Source organism: Streptosporangium minutum (genome assembly GCF_002149035.1).
Lineage (GTDB): Bacteria > Actinomycetota > Actinomycetes > Streptosporangiales > Streptosporangiaceae > Streptosporangium > Streptosporangium minutum.
Genome location: NZ_NGFP01000121.1, coordinates 1 through 21,119 on the forward strand (window position 1 = coordinate 1; position 21,119 = coordinate 21,119).

Annotated in this window: 17 protein-coding genes and 3 tRNA genes; 9 read left to right on the plus strand and 11 right to left on the minus strand. The window is 69.9% G+C overall.

What is annotated here, in order from left to right:
• Positions 1-146 precede the first annotated feature (146 nt).
• On the minus strand, positions 147-1,268 hold the full coding sequence (dusB, locus tag CA984_RS24545; RefSeq protein ID WP_086575912.1) for a tRNA dihydrouridine synthase DusB: 1,122 nt from the start codon (positions 1,266-1,268) through the stop codon (positions 147-149).
• 203 nt (positions 1,269-1,471) lie between these two features.
• On the opposite strand from dusB, the gene CA984_RS24550 reads away from it, so the two are divergent.
• The 4 genes from CA984_RS24550 (at position 1,472) to CA984_RS24565 (ending at position 2,604) form a co-directional block, all read left to right on the plus strand.
• Positions 1,472-1,543: transfer RNA gene (locus CA984_RS24550), tRNA-Gly, on the plus strand.
• A gap of 25 nt (positions 1,544-1,568) precedes the next feature.
• Positions 1,569-1,639, plus strand: a tRNA-Cys gene (locus CA984_RS24555).
• 13 nt (positions 1,640-1,652) lie between these two features.
• Positions 1,653-1,727: transfer RNA gene (locus CA984_RS24560), tRNA-Val, on the plus strand.
• 274 nt (positions 1,728-2,001) lie between these two features.
• Positions 2,002-2,604 (plus strand): DUF4291 domain-containing protein, encoded by a 603-nt coding sequence (locus tag CA984_RS24565; protein WP_086575913.1) that lies wholly within the window; start codon positions 2,002-2,004, stop codon positions 2,602-2,604.
• Between the two features lie 152 nt (positions 2,605-2,756).
• On the opposite strand, the gene CA984_RS24570 is transcribed toward CA984_RS24565, so the two are convergent.
• From CA984_RS24570 to CA984_RS24615, 10 genes are all read right to left on the minus strand, one after another.
• A complete protein-coding gene (locus CA984_RS24570; protein WP_207621017.1) occupies positions 2,757-3,338 on the minus strand; it encodes a hypothetical protein in 582 nt (193 codons plus the stop codon).
• 216 nt (positions 3,339-3,554) lie between these two features.
• Positions 3,555-4,898 (minus strand): NAD(P)/FAD-dependent oxidoreductase, encoded by a 1,344-nt coding sequence (locus tag CA984_RS24575; protein WP_242676144.1) that lies wholly within the window; start codon positions 4,896-4,898, stop codon positions 3,555-3,557.
• 20 nt (positions 4,899-4,918) lie between these two features.
• Positions 4,919-6,400 (minus strand): L-arabinose isomerase, encoded by a 1,482-nt coding sequence (gene araA / locus CA984_RS24580; protein ID WP_086575915.1) that lies wholly within the window; start codon positions 6,398-6,400, stop codon positions 4,919-4,921.
• A complete protein-coding gene (locus CA984_RS24585) occupies positions 6,397-7,044 on the minus strand; it encodes an L-ribulose-5-phosphate 4-epimerase (protein WP_086575916.1) in 648 nt (215 codons plus the stop codon). The genes araA and CA984_RS24585 overlap by 4 nt, the downstream gene beginning before the upstream one ends.
• A complete protein-coding gene (araB, locus tag CA984_RS24590; RefSeq protein WP_086575917.1) occupies positions 7,041-8,696 on the minus strand; it encodes a ribulokinase in 1,656 nt (551 codons plus the stop codon). The genes CA984_RS24585 and araB overlap by 4 nt, the downstream gene beginning before the upstream one ends.
• A 70-nt stretch (positions 8,697-8,766) precedes the next feature.
• Positions 8,767-9,750 carry a galactofuranose ABC transporter, permease protein YjfF gene (gene yjfF, locus CA984_RS24595; protein WP_086575918.1) on the minus strand — a complete coding sequence of 328 codons (984 nt, stop codon included), beginning with the start codon at positions 9,748-9,750 and terminating at the stop codon, positions 8,767-8,769.
• Complete coding sequence (locus tag CA984_RS24600; protein WP_086575919.1) at positions 9,747-10,793, minus strand: ABC transporter permease; 1,047 nt, start codon at positions 10,791-10,793, stop codon at positions 9,747-9,749. Before CA984_RS24600 ends, yjfF begins: the two co-directional genes overlap by 4 nt.
• Complete coding sequence (locus CA984_RS24605) at positions 10,790-12,301, minus strand: sugar ABC transporter ATP-binding protein (protein WP_086575920.1); 1,512 nt, start codon at positions 12,299-12,301, stop codon at positions 10,790-10,792. The genes CA984_RS24600 and CA984_RS24605 overlap by 4 nt, the downstream gene beginning before the upstream one ends.
• Before the next feature lie 58 nt (positions 12,302-12,359).
• Positions 12,360-13,337, minus strand: a complete 978-nt coding sequence (locus tag CA984_RS24610) for an ABC transporter substrate-binding protein (protein ID WP_108724614.1) — start codon at positions 13,335-13,337, stop codon at positions 12,360-12,362.
• 202 nt (positions 13,338-13,539) lie between these two features.
• Entirely contained in the window at positions 13,540-14,553 is a 1,014-nt protein-coding gene (locus tag CA984_RS24615) for a LacI family DNA-binding transcriptional regulator (protein ID WP_086575921.1), read from the minus strand.
• A gap of 834 nt (positions 14,554-15,387) precedes the next feature.
• On the opposite strand from CA984_RS24615, the gene CA984_RS24620 reads away from it, so the two are divergent.
• The 5 genes from CA984_RS24620 to CA984_RS24640 all read left to right on the plus strand — a co-directional run bounded on the left by CA984_RS24620 (position 15,388) and on the right by CA984_RS24640 (position 21,003).
• Positions 15,388-18,198, plus strand: coding sequence for a TIR domain-containing protein (locus CA984_RS24620; RefSeq protein ID WP_086575922.1), 2,811 nt, complete (start codon positions 15,388-15,390; stop codon positions 18,196-18,198).
• 664 nt (positions 18,199-18,862) lie between these two features.
• Positions 18,863-19,204, plus strand: a complete 342-nt coding sequence (locus tag CA984_RS24625) for a hypothetical protein (protein WP_086575923.1) — start codon at positions 18,863-18,865, stop codon at positions 19,202-19,204.
• Between the two features lie 258 nt (positions 19,205-19,462).
• Complete coding sequence (locus CA984_RS24630; protein ID WP_012892694.1) at positions 19,463-19,702, plus strand: hypothetical protein; 240 nt, start codon at positions 19,463-19,465, stop codon at positions 19,700-19,702.
• The gene (locus tag CA984_RS24635; protein WP_086575924.1) at positions 19,703-20,284 is read left to right on the plus strand and encodes a DUF6879 family protein; all 582 of its coding nucleotides are present in this window, start codon (positions 19,703-19,705) and stop codon (positions 20,282-20,284) included.
• 62 nt (positions 20,285-20,346) lie between these two features.
• Entirely contained in the window at positions 20,347-21,003 is a 657-nt protein-coding gene (locus tag CA984_RS24640; protein ID WP_242676145.1) for a DUF6082 family protein, read from the plus strand.
• Positions 21,004-21,119 lie beyond the last annotated feature (116 nt).

A 21,119-nucleotide genomic window follows, 5' to 3' on the forward strand; every position in this document is an offset into this window, starting at 1 on the left:
CCCTCGTCCGGTCCCGCCCCGCCCCGTCCGGTCCCGTCGCGGAGAGGGGCGGGGCGGGTCGTTCTCACGGTCCCGGGGAAGGACGGGCCGGTCGTTGTCGCGGGCGCGGGGAAGGACGGGCCGGTCGTTGTCGCGGGCGCGGCGCCTCAGCCGCCCGAGGTGTCGAGCTCGGCGTCCGCGCCGGGGACGGCCAGGTCGTAGGGGTCGTCCAGCCAGCCGGCGGGCAGGTGGACCCGGTCACGCGGGTTGCTCTTGCCGCGCGGCCCGTCGGCGCCCTCGGGCCAGGGCTGGGCCGGATCGAGCTCGGACAGGCCCTGCCTCAGGTCGGCGAGGGTGACGGAGGTGGCCAGGCGGCGGCGGAGGTCGGATCCGACGGTGAAGCCCTTGAGGTACCAGCCGACATGCTTGCGGAAGTCGGCCACGGCGTGCGGCTCACTGTCGAAACACTCGGCCAGCAGCGTGGCGTGCCGGTCCATGGTCGCGGCGACCTCCCCCAGCGACGGCCGGACACGCTCCCGGTCGCCCTCGCACGCGGCCGCCAGGTCCCTGAACAGCCACGGGCGGCCGAGGCAGCCCCGGCCCACGACGACGCCGTCACATCCGGTCTCGTCCATCATCCGCATCGCGTCGGCGGCGCTCCAGACGTCGCCGTTGCCGAGCACCGGGATCTCCGTCACCGCCTCCTTCAGCCGCGCGATGGCCTCCCAGTCGGCGGTCCCGCCGTAGTGCTGGACGGCGGTACGGCCGTGCAGGGCGATCGCCGAGACGCCCTCCTCCACGGCGATCCGTCCCGCGTCCAGGTAGGTCAGATGGTCGTCGTCGATGCCCTTGCGCATCTTCATGGTCACCGGCAGCGCCCCGGCGTTGCGCACCGCCTCACGGAGGATGGCCCGGAGCAGGTTCCGCTTGTACGGCAGGGCGGAGCCGCCGCCGCGCCGGGTCACCTTGGGCACCGGGCAGCCGAAGTTGAGGTCGACGTGGTCGGCCAGGTCCTCGTCGGCGATCATCCGGACGGCCTTGCCGACGGTCACCGGGTCGACCCCGTAGAGCTGGATGCTGCGGGGCTGCTCCGCCGGGTCGAACCGGATCATCTTGAACGTCTTGGCGTTGCGCTCCACCAGCGCCCGGGTCGTGATCATCTCGCAGACGAACAGCCCGCCGCCCTGCTCTCGGCAGAGGGTACGGAAGGGCGCGTTGGTGATCCCGGCCATGGGCGCGAGGACAATGGGCGGCCAGACCTCAAGCGATCCGAGTTTCAACGACTCCACCTGGTTGTTTCTACCGCACCGGGCCCGGCGGGACGAATCATTCCCGCACGGGCGGCCCTGAAGTGATGGAGGTGACCCGCGAGGCGGCGGTTGTGCCCGCGCCCCCCGAGATTGCCGCCCGGTTGACGCGCGGTTACGCAACCACCCGGAAAACCCGCTAGAGTTCTCTCGTCGCCGCGGGGAGAAAAACCCGGCGGAAACATGCGGAAGTGGCTCAGTGGTAGAGCATCACCTTGCCAAGGTGAGGGTCGCGGGTTCGAATCCCGTCTTCCGCTCGAAGGGTCTTCGGGCCCTCACTCCGGTGGAGTGGCCGAGAGGCGAGGCAACGGCCTGCAAAGCCGTGTACACGGGTTCAAATCCCGTCTCCACCTCTGGCTTCGACGAGGACGATTAGCTCAGCGGGAGAGCGCTTCCCTGACACGGAAGAGGTCACAGGTTCAATCCCTGTATCGTCCACCAGCGAAATCCCAGGCCGACGGCCTGGGATTCTCTGTTTTTCACGATCGTCGACCACGAGGCCGGGAGCAATCCTCCCTTCCGGCGCCCGCCGGACCTGCCAGGCCCACCCCCCAGGGTGCTCGCCGCGCTCCCGAATCCAAGATCCGCCGGACCCGCCAGACCCACCTCCCCAAGGCGCTCGCCACGCTCCCGAATCCAAGATGGGAACCGGGTCCGTCCTTCACCGGCTTAATCCCGTTGCCCGGCCCGGGTCCCGTTCGCCACGCTGATCGACATGAACATGCCCTACCGGCAGATCCGCGCCACCTACACGGAGAAGTCGATCACCGTCTACCAGGCCTACGACCCTGCCGTCGCCGAGCCCGCTGTCGCGGCACAGCGGTTCGTCGCGCCCTTCAAACGGGAGCGGATGACCTGGATCAAGCCGTCGTTCCTGTGGATGATGTACCGCTGCGGATACGCGACCAAGCCTGGCCAGACGCGGGTTCTGGCCGTCGAGCTCACCCACGCCGGTTTCGAGTGGGCGCTGGCCCACTCCTGTCTCAGCCACCCCGACCGGGACGGCGACCAGGAGGCCTGGAAGGAGCGCCTGCGGCGCAGCCCGGTCCGCGTCCAGTGGGACCCCGAGCGCGACCCGCACCACAACGCCCTGCCCCACCGGTCCATCCAGATCGGCCTGTCCGGGCAGGCCGTCGACCGCTACCTCGACGACTGGACCGTCTCGATCACCGACGTCACCGACCGGGTCCGTGACGTCCGCACCGCCCTCCGGGACGGTCAGGACGTGACAGCTCTGCTCCCGCCGGAGCGCCCCTACCCGCTGCCGGTGGAACTCGCGCGGAGCATAGGCGCGACGACGGGCGGCGGCGACGGCTGATCGTCCGATCCGCACGACCACATGTCGCCGACCGCACGGAAGGCCCCGACCGCGCGGAAGGCCCGACCGCGGAAGGTCTGGCCGGGCGGGAGGCCCCGGCCATACGGGAGATCCCGCCCCGTCTCCCACGGAGCCCGGCCGTCGGGCCCGGCTCAGCCGCCGGCGCCCACGTCGTTGTTCGGCGCGCCGTCGCCGTTGGTGGGCAGGTCGCCGCGCTCCACCGGGGTGCGCGGCGGCATGGGTGTCCCGGAGCCTTCCCCGGTCACGTGCCGCGCGCCGGCCACGGCCGCCTTCAACGCGGCCCGGTCCGCCCCTCCGACGCGGCCGTTCAGCCGGATGTAGTGGTCACCGCTGACCGCCGTGTACTCGTGGCGGCCTCCCGCCACGCGGTACCAGCCGACCTCGTCACGTTCGCACCGCACCGCCGCCGTCGGCTCGGCGTCCTTGACGGGCGTGTCGGCGCACAGGGCGTCGCTGAACGTGCCGCGGTCGATCCGGAGCTCCACCTGCCCGCCCTCCGGCGAGACGTAGAAGGCTCCGAAGCCCTCCTCTCCGACCCCTCCGACCGACTGCTCGGCCAGCTCGTAGCCCGGCAGGTCGACCACGTAGATCAGATCCGGAGCCACGCCCTGGGCACGCGCCTGATCCAGCGCCGCCTGGCTGAGCGTACCCTCCGTACCACAGCCGGACAGGACAGCCAGACCGAGGAGTATCGGGAGAGCGCGACGTGTCATGCGGCCACTCTGCCGCATGCCGGATCCGGTCGCGACCGGCTCGGCCCGTCAGCTGGGCTCGTCAGCTCGGCCCGCCGGCCCGGCTCGGCCCGTCAGCTGGGCTCGTCAGCTCGGCTCATCGGATCGGCTCGGCTCGGCTCAGCTCGTCGGCTCGGCTCGGAACCGCCGGATCCTCCCAGAGGGACCTGCTCCCTTTCCCCGGGAGACCTTGATGGCTTACCGAGGGAGCGGAGCCTCCTCACCCCGCCGGACACCGTTCAGGATCCAGCGGCCCAGCACGGCGCATCCGAGCCTCAGGGGTACGGTGCCCGCGCCGAGGCCCACGTCGACCAGCAGGTCGAACACCTCCTGGCGCCGGCCTGCGGTGTCGATCGCGGCGTCGATGAAACCGGGCGACTGGGCGGCGCGGGCGAGCACGTCGGTGGTGCGCAGGTGGCGTCCGAGTGCCTTCCGCAGGGCGCGCCGGTAGGCGGGCAGCGGGTCTCCGGCCGCCTGGACGGCGGCCTCGCCGGCGAGCCTGCCGGAGACCAGCGCGTAGTAGATGCCCTCGCCCGTGAGCGGGTTGACCAGACCGGCGGCGTCACCGGCGAGCATCACCCGCCCCGCGCCGGGCCTCGGCCGGCCGGGTGACAGGGGCAGGTGGTGGGCGCGCAGGTCGCGGGCCGGGAGGTGGGGAAGCAGTTCGGCGAGCCGTCCGTGCAGCACCTCGCGGCCGGGCAGGCCGGTGGCGTGCAGCCGGGGCAGGAGCATCCCGAAGCCGACGTTGGCGGTGCCGTCACCGATCGGGAACGACCACGCGTACGCGGGCCAGCCGTCCTTCTGCATGGCGATGAACTGGACGTCGTCGTCGGCGGGCACGTCGGCGTAGCCGCGGACGGCGATCGCGGTGTGCCTGGCCGGAGAGGCCGGGACGCCGATGAGGCGCCGCACGGTCGAGTTGGCCCCGTCGGCGGCGACGACCGCGCGGGCGGCGAAGCTGCCGTCGACGACGATGTGGCCGTCGTGGGCGGCGAGGGCGCGGACGCGATGGCGGCGGACCTCGACGCCGCGCGCCCGGGCCGCGTCGACGAGGCGGGCGTCGAAGACCGTGCGGGGGACGACGTGGTTGGGCCGGGCGACGGTGGCGCGGACGCGCGCGCCGCCCGGGGAGACCACCTCCAGGCGCCGCGTCGGCCGGTAGTCGGCGATGAGGTCGGGGACGCCGAGCAGGGCGAGCTCGTCGCGGCCGTGGGCGGCGACGCCGTCGCCGCAGGCCTTGTCACGGGGGAAGTCGGCCTTGTCGAGCAGGAGCACCCGCGCGGCCGGGCGGAGCTGCTTGGCGCGGAGGGCCGCCGCCGAGCCCGCGGGGCCGCCACCGACGATCACCAGATCCCACACGTCATCCACCCCGGTGAGCCTTCCACGGTACGGCCCGGCGAAACCGCTCCGCCGCAGGCCAGGCCGGATCGTCCGCCGGCCGCCACCGCGCCGGAGCTCTCGTCCCGTCTTCACCTGGAGCCGGGGGCCGCCGTCGGCGGTGGCCCGCGCGGGCGTCACCGTGCTCACGGCCAGGGTGAGCACGGCGATCCGTGCCCTCGTCGTCAGAATCCCTGGGCGAGGCGGTAGTAGGCCTGGTTCCAGCGCAGTTCCCTGGCGAACCCGCGTGGCGTGGTGTCGGCGTCGATGACGAGCAGTTCGACGCCGAGCATGTCGGCGAAGTCGGTGAGCTCCTCGACGCCGACCCCGGCCGACAGGACAGTGTGGTGCGGGGCGCCGGCGGTGAGCCACGCCTCGGCCGAGGTGCGCAGGTCGGGCCGGGGCTTCCAGACCGCCCTGGCCACGGGCAGGTTCGGCAGCGGCTCGGCCGGGGCGACCACGTCGATCTCGTTGACGACCAGCCGGAACCGCTCCCCCATGTCGGCCAGGCCGACGACGACGGCGGGGCCGGGCTCGGCGTCGAACACCAGCCGGACCGGATCCTCCCGGCCGCCGATGCCGAGCGGGTGGATCTCGCACGACGGGACGCCCGAGGCGATCGTCGGGCAGACCTCCAGCATGTGCGCGCCGAGGATGAGCTGCTGTCCCGGCGTCAGGTGGTAGGTGTAGTCCTCCATGAACGAGGTGCCGCCCGGCAGTCCGGCCGACATCACCTTCAGCGTGCGCAGCAGGACCGAGGTCTTCCAGTCGCCCTCGCCGCCGAAGCCGTAGCCGTCGGCCATCAGCCGCTGCACCGCCAGGCCCGGTAGCTGCCGCAGCCCGCCGAGGTCCTCGAAGTTGGTGGTGAACGCCTTGAACCCGCCCGCCTCCAGGAAGTGGCGCAGGCCCAGCTCGATCCGGGCCGCGTAGCGCAGGGAGTCGTGCCGCTCGCCGCCGGCGCGCAGCTCCGGGGCGACCCGGAACAGGTCCTCGTACTCCTTGACCAGCGTGGCCACCTCGGTGTCGGAGGAGGCCTCGACCGCGGACACCAGGTCGTTGACGCCGTAGGTGTTGACCGACACGCCGAAACGGAGCTGGGCCTCGACCTTGTCGCCCTCGGTCACCGCCACGTCGCGCATGTTGTCGCCGAACCTGGCCAGCCTGAGCGAGCCCACCTCGGCCCGGCCCGCCGCCGCTCTGGCCCACGCCTCGATCCGCGCCGCCACGGAGGGGTCGTTCACGTGTCCGGCCACGGTCTTGCGGGGCACTCCGAGCCTGGTCTGGATGTAGCCGAACTCGCGGTCACCGTGCGCCGCCTGGTTCAGGTTCATGAAGTCCATGTCGATGGAACTCCACGGCAGTTCCAGGTTGGCCTGGGTGTGCAGGTGCAGCAGCGGCTTGCGCAGGGCGTCCAGGCCGGCGATCCACATCTTGGCCGGGGAGAAGGTGTGCATCCACGCGATCAGCCCGACGCACTCGTCGGAGGAGTTCGCCTCCAGGCACATCCTGCGGATCGCCGCGGCGTCGGTGAGCACCGGCTCCCACTCGACCTCGAAGGGGAGCGCCTCGTCCAGGGCCGCGGCGATCCGCCGGGACTGCTCGGCCACCTGGCGCAGCGTGTCCTCGCCGTAAAGCCCCTGGCTGCCGGTGAGAAACCAGACCTTCAACGCTGACTCCTTTGCCCATAAACGTGCTGGTAGCGGCTGTACAAGTGGTCGATGTCGTCCTGCGGGATCGGCAGCGGTTCGCCGAGCTGCCGGGACAGGTGCACGGTGCGGGCGACGTCCTCGCACATGACGGCCGCCTTCACCGCCGCCTCCGGGGAGTCGCCGATGGTGAAGACCCCGTGGTTGCGCATGAGGACCGCCGGGGAGCGGTGGCTCTCCAGGACGGCGACGATCCCCTTGCCGATGTCGTCGCTGCCGATCAGGGCGAAGGGGCCCACGGGGATCTCGCCGCCGAACTCGTCGGCCATGGCGGTCAGCACGCACGGGATCGGCTCGCCGCGTGCCGCCCAGGCCGAGGCGTAGGTCGAGTGGGTGTGCACCACGCCGTTCACCTCGGGCATGTGCCGGTAGACGTAGGCGTGCGCGGCCGTGTCACTGGACGGGGAGAACGCGCCCTCGACGAGGTTGCCCTCCAGGTCGCACACGACCATCGCCTCGGGGGTCAGGTCGTCGTAGGGGACACCGCTCGGCTTGATGACGAACAGGTCCTCCCCCGGCACCCTCCCCGAGACGTTCCCCGCGGTCCAGGCGACCAGGTTGTTGCGTACCAGCTCCCGGTGGAGTGCGCAGACGGTCTCTCTCATGCGGTCCCCTCGTTCCGGATGGCGCGGAGCCGGTGCAGCAGCGCACCGTCCGCGAAGTGGTCGTGCAGCTCGCGGTATTCGGCGTACAGCCGGTCGTAGGCGTCCGCCCGCCCGGCGTCGGGCAGGTAGGCCGCCTCGATGCGCTTGCCCATGGCGGCGGCGGCCGCGGTGACGTCCTGGTAGGCGCCCGCGGCGACCGCCGCGTGGATCGCCGAACCGAGCGCCGGGCCCTGGTCGGAGCCGATCATCGACAGCGGGCGGCGCAGCACGTCGGCGTAGATCTGCATGAGGAACCGGTTCCTCAGCAGCCCGCCGGCGACGACGAACTCCTCCACCGGCACCCCCGCGGCCTCGAACGCCTCCACGATCACGCGGGCGCCGAACGCGGTGGCCTCGATGAGCGCCCGGTAGGTGTCCTCGGGCCTGGTCGCGAGCGTCTGGCCGACGACCATCCCGGAGAGGTCGTGGTCGACCAGCACCGAGCGGTTGCCGTTGTGCCAGTCCAGCGCGACCAGCCCGTGCGCGCCGACCTTCTGGGCCGCGGCCAGCTCGGTGAGGTACTCGTGCACGGTGATGCCGCGGCTGCCGGCCTCCCGCGAGTAGGAGGCGGGCACCGAGGTCTCGACGAACCAGGCGAAGATGTCGCCGACGCCCGACTGGCCCGCCTCGTAACCCCACAGCCCCGGCACGATGCCGTCGCGGACCACGCCGCACATGCCCGGCACCTCGGCGAGCCGGTCGGACGGCATGACGTGGCAGGTCGAGGTGCCCATGATGGCGACCATCTGGCCGGGCCGCACCGCGTCCGCGGCGGCGGCCGTGACGTGCGCGTCGACGTTGCCGACGGCGACCGCGAGGCCCTCGGGGAGTCCCGTCCATCCGGCGGCCCGCGCGGTCAGCCGACCGGCCAGGCCGCCGAGGGGAGACAGCTCCCGGCCGAGCTTGCCGGTGAACCCGGCGAAGGCGGGATTGAGTTCCGCCAGGAAGTCGTCGCCGGGATAGGCGCCGTCCTGGTGGATGCCCTTGTAGCCGGCGGTGCAGAGGTTGCGGCTCTCCACGCCGGTCAGTTCCCAGACGATCCAGTCGGCGGCTTCGATCCAGCGCTCGGCCCGGCCGTACACCTCGGGGTCCTCCTCCAGGACCTGGAGGCCCTTGGCGAACTCCCATTCGGAGGAGATCCGGCCGCCGTAGCGGGGCAGCCAGCTCTCGCCCCGCCGCTCGGCGAGGGCGTTGATCCGGTCGGCGTGCGGCTGCGCCGAGTGGTGCTTCCACAGCTTCGGCCAGGCGTGCGGCCGGTCCCTCAGCTCCGGCAGCTCGCACAGCGGCAGGCCCTGCGCGGTGGCGGGCAGCACGGTGCAGGCGGTGAAGTCGGTGCCGATGCCGATGACCTGCGACGCGGAGACCTCCGAGGCCGCCAGCGCCTGCGGCACCGCGTGGCGCAGCACCTCACGCCAGTCCTGCGGCGACTGCAGAGCCCAGTCCGCCCCGAGGCACGCGCCGGCGCCGGGGAGCCGGTCCTCGATCACGCGGTGGGCGTACTCGTGCACGGCGCTGCCGACCTCGGCGCCGTCGGCCACCCGCACCACGACGGCGCGGCCCGACAGCGTGCCGAAGTCGACACCGACCACGTAGCGTTCGTTGTCAACGTTCACACAATCTCCACTGATCAGGTGCGGCTCCGCCGTACCACTGAACGGCTTGGGTACGGCGGCGCACTGAGACTTAGGTACGGCGGCGCACCGAGATGAGGCGCTGCAGCAGGATGAAGACCAGCAGGAGCAGACCGATGAAGATCTTGGTCCACCAGGAGCTGAGCGTGCCCTCGAAGCTGATGATCGTCTGGATCAGCCCCAGGACGAGCACGCCGAGCACGGTGCCGAGCAGGTAGCCCGAGCCGCCGGTCAGGAGCGTGCCGCCGATGACGACCGCCGCGATCGCGTCCAGCTCCATGCCGACCGCGTGCAGGCCGTACCCCGACAGCATGTAGAGGGAGAGCAGCACACCGCCGAGTGCCGAGCAGAAGCCGCTGATCGTGTAGACCGCGATCTTCGTTCTGGCCACCGGCAGGCCCATGAGCAGTGCCGACTGCTCGCTCCCGCCGGTCGCGTAGACGTTGCGGCCCAGGCGGGTGTAGTGCAGCACGTAGGCCGCGACGAGGACGACCACCAGCGCGATGACCACGCTCGGCGAGACGAACATGCCGCCCGGCAGGTCGACGCGGGCCTGGGCGAGGGCGGTGTAGGTCTCGTCGGTGATGGAGATCGAGTCGGTGCCGATCGTGTAGCACAGGCCCCTGGCCAGGAACATCCCGGCCAGCGTCACGATGAACGGCTGGATCTCGAAGTAGTGGATGATGCAGCCCATCGCCCAGCCGAGCGCCGCGCCGATGGCCAGCACCAACGGGATCACCGCCGCCGACGGCCAGCCCTGGTCCGTGACGAGGCTCGCCGAGATCATCGTCGACAGCGCGACCACCGCGCCGACCGACAGGTCGATGCCGCCGGTGAGGATCACGAACGTCATGCCGACCGCGACGACGAGCAGGAAGGCGTTGTCGATGAAGACGTTGAGGACGACCTGGCCGGTGGCGAAACTGTCGTAGCGGACGCCGCCGGCGGCGAACATCGCGACGAACAGGCAGGCGGTCACCAGGACCGGGACGTACTTCCTCGGGACCGCGCGGCGACGGGTGACAAGGACGCTCACGCCGGGACCCTCACCTTCTCTTCGGCCGCGGGGGGCGCCGCCACCGGGCGTCTGCGGCGGTGGAAGGCCTTCTCGCGGAAGGCCGGGGACTGGAGCAGGCACACCACGGTGACCACGAGCGCCTTGAACAGCAGCGTCGTCTCCGGAGGCACGCCGATCGAGTAGATCGTGGTGGTCAGCGTCTGGATGATGAGCGCGCCCAGCACGGTGCCGCCGAGCGAGAACCGGCCCCCCGCCAGCGAGGTGCCGCCGATGACGACGGCGAGGATGGCGTCCAGCTCGATCCAGAGACCGGCGTTGTTGCCGTCGGCGCTGGAGACGTTCGAACTGATCATGAGCCCGGCGACGCCCGCGCACAGGGCGGCGAACGTGTAGACCGTGATGATCACGCCACGCGAACGGATGCCCGCCAGGCGGCTGGCCTCCGCGTTCCCGCCGACCGACTCGATGAGCAGGCCCAGGGCCAGGCGCCGGGTGAGCACGGCGGTCAGTGCGAGGACCGCCAGCACGATGATGATGCCGAACGGCAGCGTGAGCCAGTAGCCGCCGCCGATGAGCTTGTACGGGCCGCTGTTGACGGTGATGATCTGGCCGTCGGTGATGAGCTGGGCCAGGCCGCGTCCCGCGACCATGAGGATCAGTGTCGCGATGATCGGCTGGATGCCGACGCCCGCGACGAGGAAGCCGTTCCACGCCCCGAGGGCCAAGGAGAGCACGAGGGCGAGGCCCGCGGCCGCGACCACGCCGGAGACGGAGTTCTGGTCGTCCATGCCGCTGATCCGCAGACAGGCCAGGGCGCCGGAGATCGACACGACCGAGCCGACCGACAGGTCGATGCCGCCGGTGGCGATGACCAGCGTCATGCCGAGCGCGACGAGGATCAGCGGCGCGCCGAACCTGACGATGTCGATCAGGCTGCCGTAGAGGTGTCCGTCCTTCATCTCGATCGAGAAGAAGTGGTCGGTGAACGCAAGGTTGGTCAGCAGCAGCGCGGCCAGGATGACGGCGGGCCAGAGAAGCCGGTGCCTGAGGACGGCGTTCATGCGCGGGCTCCGCTCGCGATCGTCTCCATGAGGACGTCGGTCGTGAGGTCGTCGTCGTTGTCCAACTCGGCGACCAGCCTGCGGTCGCGCAGCACACCGATCTTGTGGCTGAGCCGCAGCACCTCCTCCAGCTCGGCGGAGATGAACAGCACGGCCATGCCGCCGTCGGACAGGGAGGCGACCAGGCGCTGGATCTCGGCCTTGGCGCCGACGTCGATGCCCCGGGTGGGCTCGTCGAGGATGAGCAGGCGGGGTTCGAGGATGAGCCAGCGGGCCAGCATCACCTTCTGCTGGTTGCCGCCACTGAGGTTCCTGATCAGCTGCTCGGGGTCGGCCGGACTGATCTTCAGCACGGAGATGTACTTCTCGACCAGCTCGTCCTGTTTACGGCGCGGGATCGGCCTGCTCCAGCCGCGTGCCGCCTGCAGGGCCAGGATGAGGTTCTCCCGCACGGTGAGGTCGGGGATGAGCCCCTCGGCGCGGCGGTTCTCCGAGCAGAAGGCGATCCTGTGGTTCATGGCCGCCCGCGGGGTGCGCAGGCTCACCGGCCGGCCGTCGATCTTGAGGGAGCCGGTGCCCGCGTGGTCGGCGCCGAACAGCAGGCGGGCGATCTCGGTGCGCCCGGAGCCGAGCAGCCCGGCCAGGCCGACGACCTCGCCCTCGTGAATGGTGAGAGTGAACGGTTCGACGGCTCCGGCCCTGCCCAGATCCTCGGCCTCCACCAGGGTTTCCGTCTCCCGGGCGAGCGGCTTGCCCTCCAGCTTCTCCAGGTCGGCGAGCTCGCGGCCGATCATCTTGCCGACCAGCTCGACCTGGCCGAGCTCGCTGGTGAGGTGCTCGCCGACGAGCCGCCCGTTGCGCAGGATCGTCATGCGGTCGGAGATCTCGTAGACCTGGTCGAGGAAGTGCGAGACGAACAGGATCGCGATGCCCTCCTCCTTGAGCTTGCGCATCACCCGGAAGAGCTGCGCGACCTCCCCGGTGTCCAGGCTGGAGGTGGGCTCGTCCAGGATCAGCACCCGGGCCGAGATGTCCACGGCCCTGGCGATCGCGACCATCTGCTGCATGGCCAGCGAGTACGACGACAGCGGCGCCGACACGTCGATGTCGAGCTCCAGCCGGGCGAGCAGCTCGGCGGCCCGGCGGCGCATCCGGCCCCACTGGATCCGGCCCAGGCGGCGCGGCTCGCGGCCGATGAAGATGTTCTCCGCGACCGAGAGGTTCGTGCAGAGGTTGACCTCCTGGTAGACGGTGCTGATCCCGGCCTGCTGGGCGGCCGACGGGTCGGCGAAGGCGACCTTCCGGCCGCCCAGTTCGATCTCGCCGGCGTCGATGTCGTGGACACCGGTGAGGACCTTGATGAGGGTCGACTTCCCGGCGCCGTTCTCCCCCATGAGCGCGTGCACCTCTCCCGGCAGCAGCCGGAAGTCGACGCCGGACAGCGCCTTCACGCCGGGGAACTCTTTGCTGATCCCGCTCATCCGCAGGATCGGGGTGGGTGCGGTCATGCGGCGTCCACCTTCCTCGAGGGGAGACGGGCCGCTCCGGGAAGCGGCCCGTCGTCGGTCAGTACTGGCGACTCGGCAGGGCTTCCTTGGCCTGCTCCTGGGTGAAGGTGGTCTCCTCCGTCACGACGCGGGCGGGGATCTGCTCACCCTTGACGGCCTTCTTGGCCAGGTCCATCAGCTGGGGGCCGAGCAGCGGGCTGCACTCGACGATGTAGCTGATCTTGCCGTCGGCGAGGGCCTGCATGCCGTCCTTGACGGCGTCGATCGTGATGATCTTGATGTCCTTGCCGGGCACCTTGCCCGCGCCCTCGATCGCCTCGATGGCGCCGAGCCCCATGTCGTCGTTGTGCGCGTAGAGCACGTCGATGTCCGGGTTGGCCTTCAGGAAGGCCTCCATGACCTCCTTGCCCTTGGCGCGGGTGAAGTCACCGGTCTGCGAGGCGATCACCTTGAACTTGGGATCGGCCCCGATGACCTCGGCGAAGCCCGCCTTGCGGTCGTTGGCCGGCGCCGATCCGGTGGTGCCCTGCAGCTCGACGATGTTCACCGGATCCTTGGAGTCCTTGAACGCCTCCGTCAGCCACGTGCCGGCCTTACGGCCCTCCTCGACGAAGTCCGAACCGAGGAAGGTCTTGTACAGGCTGGTGTCGGCGGAATCCACGGCCCGGTCGGTCAGGATGACCGGGATCTTCGCGCTCTGCGCCTCCTTGAGCACGGTGTCCCAGCCGGACTCGACCACCGGCGAGAAGGCGATGACGTCCACCTTCTGCTGGATGTAGGAGCGGATCGCCTTGATCTGGTTCTCCTGCTTCTGCTGGGCGTCGGAGAACTTCAGATCGACGCCCGCGCTCTTCGCCGAGTCCTGCACCGACTTGGTGTTCGCGGTGCGCCAGCCGCTCTCCGCACCGACCTGGGAGAAGCCCATGGTGATCTTGCCGTCGTCGGCGGAGCCGCCCGAACCGCCGTCACCGCCGCATCCTGCCATCGTCATCGTGACGGCGCCGGCCAGCAGCAGCGCCGAGATCCTCTTGAACATGGTGGGGGGTCCTTTCTTGCTGTGAGCGCTAACATCACCGCGGCGAATACGGCGCTCTCCCGCTTTCCTTCTCTGCACCGCTCCGCCCGCGCACGGGCTCCGCTTCCGTTCCGGTACGAATGTGTACGTCTGTTTCTGTAAGGCTGCTTGCGGTATGGCTGGTTCTTGTACGGCTGGTTCCGCACGGCTGTTTGCGGTACGGCTAGTTCCGCACCGCTCCGTGCGGCCGACACGAGGGCGAGGCGCTGGCCCTGGCGACGAATTCGGGTGGCACGACGAGACATTCACGCGCGAGCGGCCCGTCCGCCTCGATCTGCCGCAGGAGCACCTCGATGCTGCACCTGCCCACGGCCCCGAAGTCCTGTCTGACGGTGGTGAGCGGAGGGGAGAAGAACTCCGACTCCGGGATGTCGTCGAAACCCACGACGCTCATCTGCTCGGGAACCCGTACCCCTTCCTCGGTCAGCGCCCGCAGGACTCCGAGCGCCATCTGGTCGTTGGCCACGAAAACAGCGGTGACGTCGCCCGCCATCGCGGCCAGCCGCCGGCCCGCCGCGTAGCCGGAACGCGGGCTCCAGTCGCCATTCAGCGGTTCGGGGACCGGGCGTCCGGCGGCGGTCAGGACGTCGCGCCAGCCGGCGATCCGCCCCTCGGCCTCCAGCCAGTCCGAAGGGCCGCTGACATGCCAGACCGTGTCGTGGCCCAGGTCGAGGAGATGCTCGGTGGCCAGCCTGGCGCCCGCGACCTGGTCTACGCTGACCACGGAGACGTCCCCCGCGTGTCCGCCCTCCACGGCCACGACGGGCATGCCCGCCGGCAGGTCGTCGAGGGCCTGGGCGGCCGAGCGCTGCGGCGCGACCACGACGATGCCGTCCACACCCTGATCGGCGAGGTAGTCGAGCGCGTCGCGCACACCCGCCCTGTCGATGGTCCGCAGGCTGACGATGCTCACGAAGTAGCCCGCCGCCCTCGCCGCCTGCTCGATGCTGTAGACCGTGCTGGCCGGGCCGTAGAGCGTGGTGTCGAAACTGACCACACCCAGCCTGCGCGAATGCCTGGTCACCAGGGCGCGGGCGACGAAGTTGCGGCGGTAGCCCAACTGGTCGATCGCCGCCAGGACCCGGGCGCGGGTCTCGGCACGGACGTTCAGGTGGTCGTTGAGCACCCGGGAGACCGTCTGGTGCGACACACCCGCCACCCTGGCGACATCGGCCATCACGGGAGGGCGACGCTCCGAGGTCGATCCCACAGGTCGCCCCTTTCCCAGCTCGTTTCCCTGCTCCGACTTTCCCGGCCGAGCTCTCCCGACCAGACCTTCGCGGTCGAGCTTCCCTGCCGGGGTTCCCGGCCGGCTTTTCTCGGCTTGGGCAAGACTGTGAACGTTAACAATGCCCTCCGTCAAGGACTCACCCGGTCACGGTCCGGTCACACGAAACGCCTCCTTAACTCCCTGTTGACATGGCGGTGCATCAGGTCCTTAACTGTTGACCGTGCTCCGTTGTTAGCGCTCACTTCTCATCCCGCCGCTTTGTTAGCGTTAACAAAATACCGAGGATCCTCCGCGAGAAGAGAACCGGTCACTGGTCTTACGCGCCGCACCGGCCGCCGGGCTGCTCGTAGAACCGACCGCATCGCGCGTGCGCGGGAGAGACCGGCGCCTCTCCCGCCCCCTGGCCGAATCTCGCCAGGAGCACGGATGCGGCTCGCCCCCTTGCGCGACAGGGATGGACTGCCCGTCCGAAGAGACGACTCCCGGCACAGGAGACCGACGGCCTCGGGGGAGAAACGAATGAAACGTTGTCCCCGGCGGGGAGATGTACCAACAGGACACACCAAGCGGAGGCGTCGCCATCGGACGGAGGCCGACGATGGTAGAGAGTTCACAAGTCGCTTTCCTCCCTGTTCGAGGCCGTGATTCCGGACAGGCGGACGAGGATGACCGGTCTGGAGCGGCCGGAACCGCTGACCGGCCGCACGGATCCGAGATCCGGCCGGCTCTCTCCGGCGTCGGCGGCCCAGGCGTCCCGGACGCCGGGGCGGAGGGCGTCGCATGAGTGACCAGACGCCTCCGAGGGCCGGGGCCGTTCCGGAGGACCGGGGTGAAGTTCCGGCGGGCCCGGACGGGGAGGGCCTGCCCTACGACGCGTTCATCTCCTACAGCACCGCCTCCGACGCGGCCCTCGCGCCCGAACTGCGCCTGGCCCTGCACCGGTTGGCCCGGCCCTGGTATCGCCGCCGCGCCTTACGGGTGTTCTGCGCCCCCTCGGACCTGGCCGCCAATCCGCAGCTCTGGGTCAAGCTGGAAGACGCCCTCGCGAAGTCCCGGTATCTGATCCTGCTCGCCTCGCCCGATGCCGCCGCCTCGATGTGGGTCGCCCGGGAAGTGGCCTGGTGGCGCGAGCACCGCAGCCCGCAGACGCTGCTGATGGCGATCACCGGCGGCACGGTGCTGTGGCGCGAGGAAGAGGGCGACTTCGACTGGAGCGTGACAAACGCCGTACCGGCACAGCTCGCCGGGTATTTCACCGGGACACCGCTCTGGGCCGACCTGCGCGGCATTCCCGCGAACGGACCGCGGGCTGTGAGCCGAGATGACGAGGCCCGGTTCCAGGACGGCGTCGCGACCCTCGGAGCGGCCGTCCATGGCCGCCCCAAAAGTGACCTGGTCGGGGAGGACATCCGCCAGCATCGGCGTGCTCTGCGCACGGCGTGGTCGGCCGCGGCCGTACTGCTCGTGCTGGCCCTCGTCGCCGGCGGCCTGGGTCTGATCGCCCGCCGGCAGACCGGGGTCGCCCGTGCCCAGCAGACACGCGCCGAGCACGAGGCGGCTGTGGCGTTCTCGCGCTATCTCGCCACCCGGGCCGAAGGGCAGGCGCGCGCGAACCCGCAGCTGTCGATGTTGCTGAGCGCGGCGGCGTGGAGAACCGAACCGACCGAGGAGGCCAGGGCGGTCCTGCTCGCCAAGGCCGGGCAGTGGCGGTCCATCCGGGCGTTCCTCTCCGACCCGGACGGTACGGAGATCAACGACATGGAGGTCAGCCCGGACGGCGGGATGCTGGCCACCGCGAGGAGCGACGGCCGGGTCGTGCTGTGGGATCCCGCCGGCCGTACCCGGCTCCGCACGCTGGAGACCGGCGTCGGGACGCCCCATGCCCTCGCCTTCACCGCCGACAGCCGGCGGCTGGCGGTCGGCGGCGCGGACGGCGCGCTGTCCGTGTGGGATGTGCGCGACGGCCGCCGCGTCGCGACACTCAGCGTCGACGGGTACCGCTCGGACGTCTTCTCGCTGGCGGCCAGTGGGAACTTGCTGCTGGCGGCCGGTGACGACGAGGGCCGGATCGTGATGTGGGATCTGGAGAACAACCGGCCGTTCGCCCTGATCAAGGGGCATCGGGGGACCGTGACCGGCCTGTCCTTCAACGCGAAGGCCGACATGCTCGCCTCGGCGGCCGCCGACGGCACGGTCAAACTGTGGCGGCCAGGCGAGGCGGCCGTGCAGAGTAAGGCGACGGTCACGCTGGCGGTCCCCGGCCGGCCTGGGAGATTCACGCCGGTCGCCTTCAGCCCGGACGGCCGGTTCATCGCCGCCGGCACCTACGGGGACACGATCGGGGGCGCAGTCGTGTGGGATGTGCGGACCCGCCGGGTGGTGCATCGCCTCAACGGCCACTACACCCCCGTTCACGCGCTCGCCTTCCTGGGCCACAGCGGGGGTCTGCTGGCCACCGGCGGAGCCGACAACCGGGTGCTGCTGTGGGACCTCGCCGACGAGAAGATCGTCGACCGCTACGAGGCGCACACCGGCCCGGTGACGGCGATAGCGCCCAGTAAGGACTCCCGGACCCTCTACACCGCGGCGTGGGACGGCAACGTCATCCTGTGGGACCCGCTCGGCGCCCCGGTGAGCGCACCCGGCGGCGCCGCACGGGCCGTGGCCATCGATCCGGACGGGCAGAAGCTGATCAGCGGCGGCAGCGAGGGCGTGCTCACCGTCGTCTCGCTCAGCGACCCGGAGGACACCGAGGAGCTTCACGTCCCGGGAGGGTCTCCGGTCACCCGCATCGTCACCAGCCGGGAGAGAGACCAGGTCGCGATCGCCACCCGCGACGAGGTGTGGCTCAACGATCCGGCGAAGTCCACGGCCACCCGGCTGCCGAAGGCGCCGGCGCGTGTGGCGGGTCTCGCGTTCAGCCCCGACGGCCGGAGCCTGGCCGCCGGAGGCGCCGATGGAGTCGTGCTGTGGGACACCACCACCCGCAAGGCGACCGGCATCGGCTCGGGCCGGGACCTCTACGACTCCGTCGCGTTCAGCCCGGACGGGCGGATCCTCGCCGCGGGCGCCGACGACCTCGACATCTGGCTCTGGGACACGGCCACCGGCAAGCTGATCGGCAAGCTCAGCGGACACTTCAACACCGCGTCCGGCCTGGCGTTCTCGCCGCACGGCGACATCCTGGCCTCGGCGGGGCTGGACGGCCGGATCATCCTGTGGGACGTGAAAACCCGTAAGGCCGTCCACGTCCTCACCGGACATCCGATCGGAGCGGGCCGGGTCCTCTTCACATCCGACGGCCGCACCCTCGTCTCCAGCGACGTCAACGGCAACATCATCCTGTGGGACGTGAACCGCGGACTCCAGCTCGCCCTGCTCCCCATGCCGGGCGACCAGGTGCTCGACGTCACCCTGACCCCGGCAGGAGACAGAGTCCTCGCCGCCTACATGAACGGCCGCGTGCTCGCATGGACGACGGACGTGTCGACCGCCCTCACCCAGATCTGCGAAATCGTCGGCCGTGACCTCACCGCCCCCGAGGCCAGGCGATTCCTTCTCAACGGCGTGTCACGGACACCATGCCCGTGACGGGGAACAGGGGACGGAGCCCCGGATCACCCGTCGCGTCCGCCGCCGCAACGCGCCAGAATCTCACGCGGCTCCCATAGGAGCGAGATCCGATATCGAGTTCTCTTCAGTCCGTCATTTCAATCAGAGAATCATCGCGAAACGCGAATTTCATAAACAACAGATCCGGCGTTATGTGAGTACCGGCCGGCCGGCATGCCGGAAGACCGGGTCGCTCACCGGAGTCATCGCCAGGCGGGGGCAGCGGACGGCGCGGCGCGCTCCGGAACGGTGACACCACAGGACGGACGGCGCGGCCCGCTCCGGAACGGTGGCACCACACAGTGGACGGCGGCGTCCGCGCCATCGATGTTCCGCCTCGCCGCCCTCGGCGTCAGCCCGCCGTACGGAGGTCAGGGAGGCGGGCCGCCCTCCCCTGAAAGCGAGAGGGACGGCTTGACCCGGGTCCGGTGAGCGGTCAGGGGAAACACGGTATTGCATAGGAAGGTTTCCTATTTAATACTGCGATAAGCAGGCCCAGCCCCCTTGTTTCCCCTGGCCGACGCGGTGCGGCACACACCCACCCGAAGCAGTTCCCGCTCAAGGCCACTCACTCCTGCTGCCTTGAGGACGCCGCCGCACCGGACAGGCCGTAAGCACTCCCCCGCCATCGAGGAGGTTTCTCATGCTTCGTCGCATTCTTGCCCTGGGCGCCGGCGCGCTGCTGGCCGGCGCGCTCACGGCGGCTCCGGCGCAGGCCACCACAGTGACCATCAAGACAGCGCCGAACAGCACAGTCGACATCGTCTACGGGCCGGTATCGGGAGCCGGCTACTGCATAACGCACATCGATCCGCAAACGATCGTGGCTCTCTACAGGACCACAGGCTACGTCTGCCTGCGGAACTCGGGAACGGCCACGCCGGCGAACCCGCTCTCCGCGTGCGCCTACCACGAGCCGACACGGGTGGTGGTCAACGCCTTCCGCCATCCCACCGAGGCGCTGATCTGCCGCTACGTCGCCTGACCCGAGGCACGGCACGGATCCGCCGCCGAGGACCGCCCCGCACGGCGGGCACCGGCCCGAGTGCCGCGACCCCACCCGGCCCACCGGATCAGTGCGGGCCGGCCTGCCCACGCCGGGCCGGCCCCGTCAGGTCGCCTCCGTCAAATTAGGACACACTATTATTCATCGCAATATTTCAACTAAATCGCACTTTCTTGCGATTTAAATTCGTAAATGATAGAGAGGGATTGATGCTCTTGAATCGGGAGTGAGGGCCAGATGAAGGCTGTTCGGCGACTGGGCAAGACTCCGCAAGAGCGTGGCGACACGACTGCCGCGACGGGGTCGCCGGATATCATCGAATTGGATGACGGAGACTTCGCCGTCATCGGGACCGATATCACCGACCAGATCGGCATAAATCCGTTGCCTGACGCAAGGTGTGCCACGGATGAGCGGATCGTGAAGATCTCACGCGCCACGCTGATCTCGGCGAAGAGCGACATTCCGGAGCAGTAGATGCGTCCCCCGAAATGGGCAACGAAATCAGGCAGAAGACTGAACCTCGACGAGTTCGGAGCATGCTTCCTGGAGGCCTGGTCGCGGACGGAGTCGCGGTTCCTCAAGCTTGAGTGCTGGCAGAGCTACCGGGAGCGCGAGGTCACCACGTCCCAGGCCGCGCACGAGCGGGGCGACGTCCAGGAGGCCTGGAGATTGCTGCGACAGGAGTCGGAGACCGAGAGGTCGCTCTACGAGGATGTCGAGAGGAAAGGGATCGACTACGCGCGGATCCGCCTGATCCAGGAACCGCTGACGCCCTATCTCGACTACGAGCTGATCGCCTATCGGATCCGGGCCGAGATGGGTGAGGCCATTGAAATAGTGCGCTGCGCCCCGAGCATGCGACTTCCCGACGAGGAGCACTTTGATTTCCTGCTCTTCGACCGGCACACGGCATTGATCCATGACTACGGCGACATCGGCCTTCAATCCGGTGGATGGATGACTCAGGATTCCGCCGTCATGACCTCACTGGAGAAGAAGGCGATCGCGCTCCGGCAGCGGGCCGTACCGTTCGAGGAGTTCCTGGCGGCCGTGTGACGCGAGGTGTGGACGAGGACGCGCCCCCCGGATACGTTCCGATAATGGATCGCCGCCAGTGGTTGAGAACGTTTGCCGTTTTCTCCGCTCCGATAATCGGCATCGCGCTGGTGACGGCGGGGCTCGCCGTGCCCACGGTTCTGCTGTTCCGCACCGACGCGACGACGCTTGACCGCTGGTCCAAGATCGGTGAGGCGCTGTCACCGATCGGGGTCTTCTTCTCGGGCGTCGCGTTCATCGGCATCGCCCTCACCCTCTTCCTCCAGGGGCGCGAACTGCGGAACCAGCGTGAGGAGCTGACCATCGCGCGGGAGGAGCAGCAGCGGAGCAGCGAGATCGCGCTACGCGAGCTGCACACCGGCCTGATCAGGATGGCGATCGACGACCCCGAGCTGCGGCAGGTCTGGCCGCAGATGTCATCGGGGGCCGGGGTGACGAAGAAGGACCACTACTGCAACCTGATCCTCAACCTGCAGAAGGTGGCCTACGAGACCCGGACCATCGAGCTGGCCGAGCTGCGCGGCGCGCTCAGCCATCTGATGGAGAGCCGGGACATCTATCTGTTCTGGCAGAAGGTCCGGGCGGTGCGCGTCCAGGTGACCCAGGGCGACGAAGGCGAGGACTTCTTCACCGCCGAGGTAGACAGGGCTTTCGCCCAAGCCGCCCCTCCCGCCCCCAGAGGCCTTCTCTCCCGGCTCCGGGACGCCGTCGGTCGGTAACCCCAGCGAAGATCTTCTCTTCCGGTTCCTGGACGCCGTCGGGCGGTAGCGGAGGTCCTCTCTCCCGGTTGCGCGACGACGCCGGGCGGCGGCAGAGACGGCCGGCGGCTTCTTCA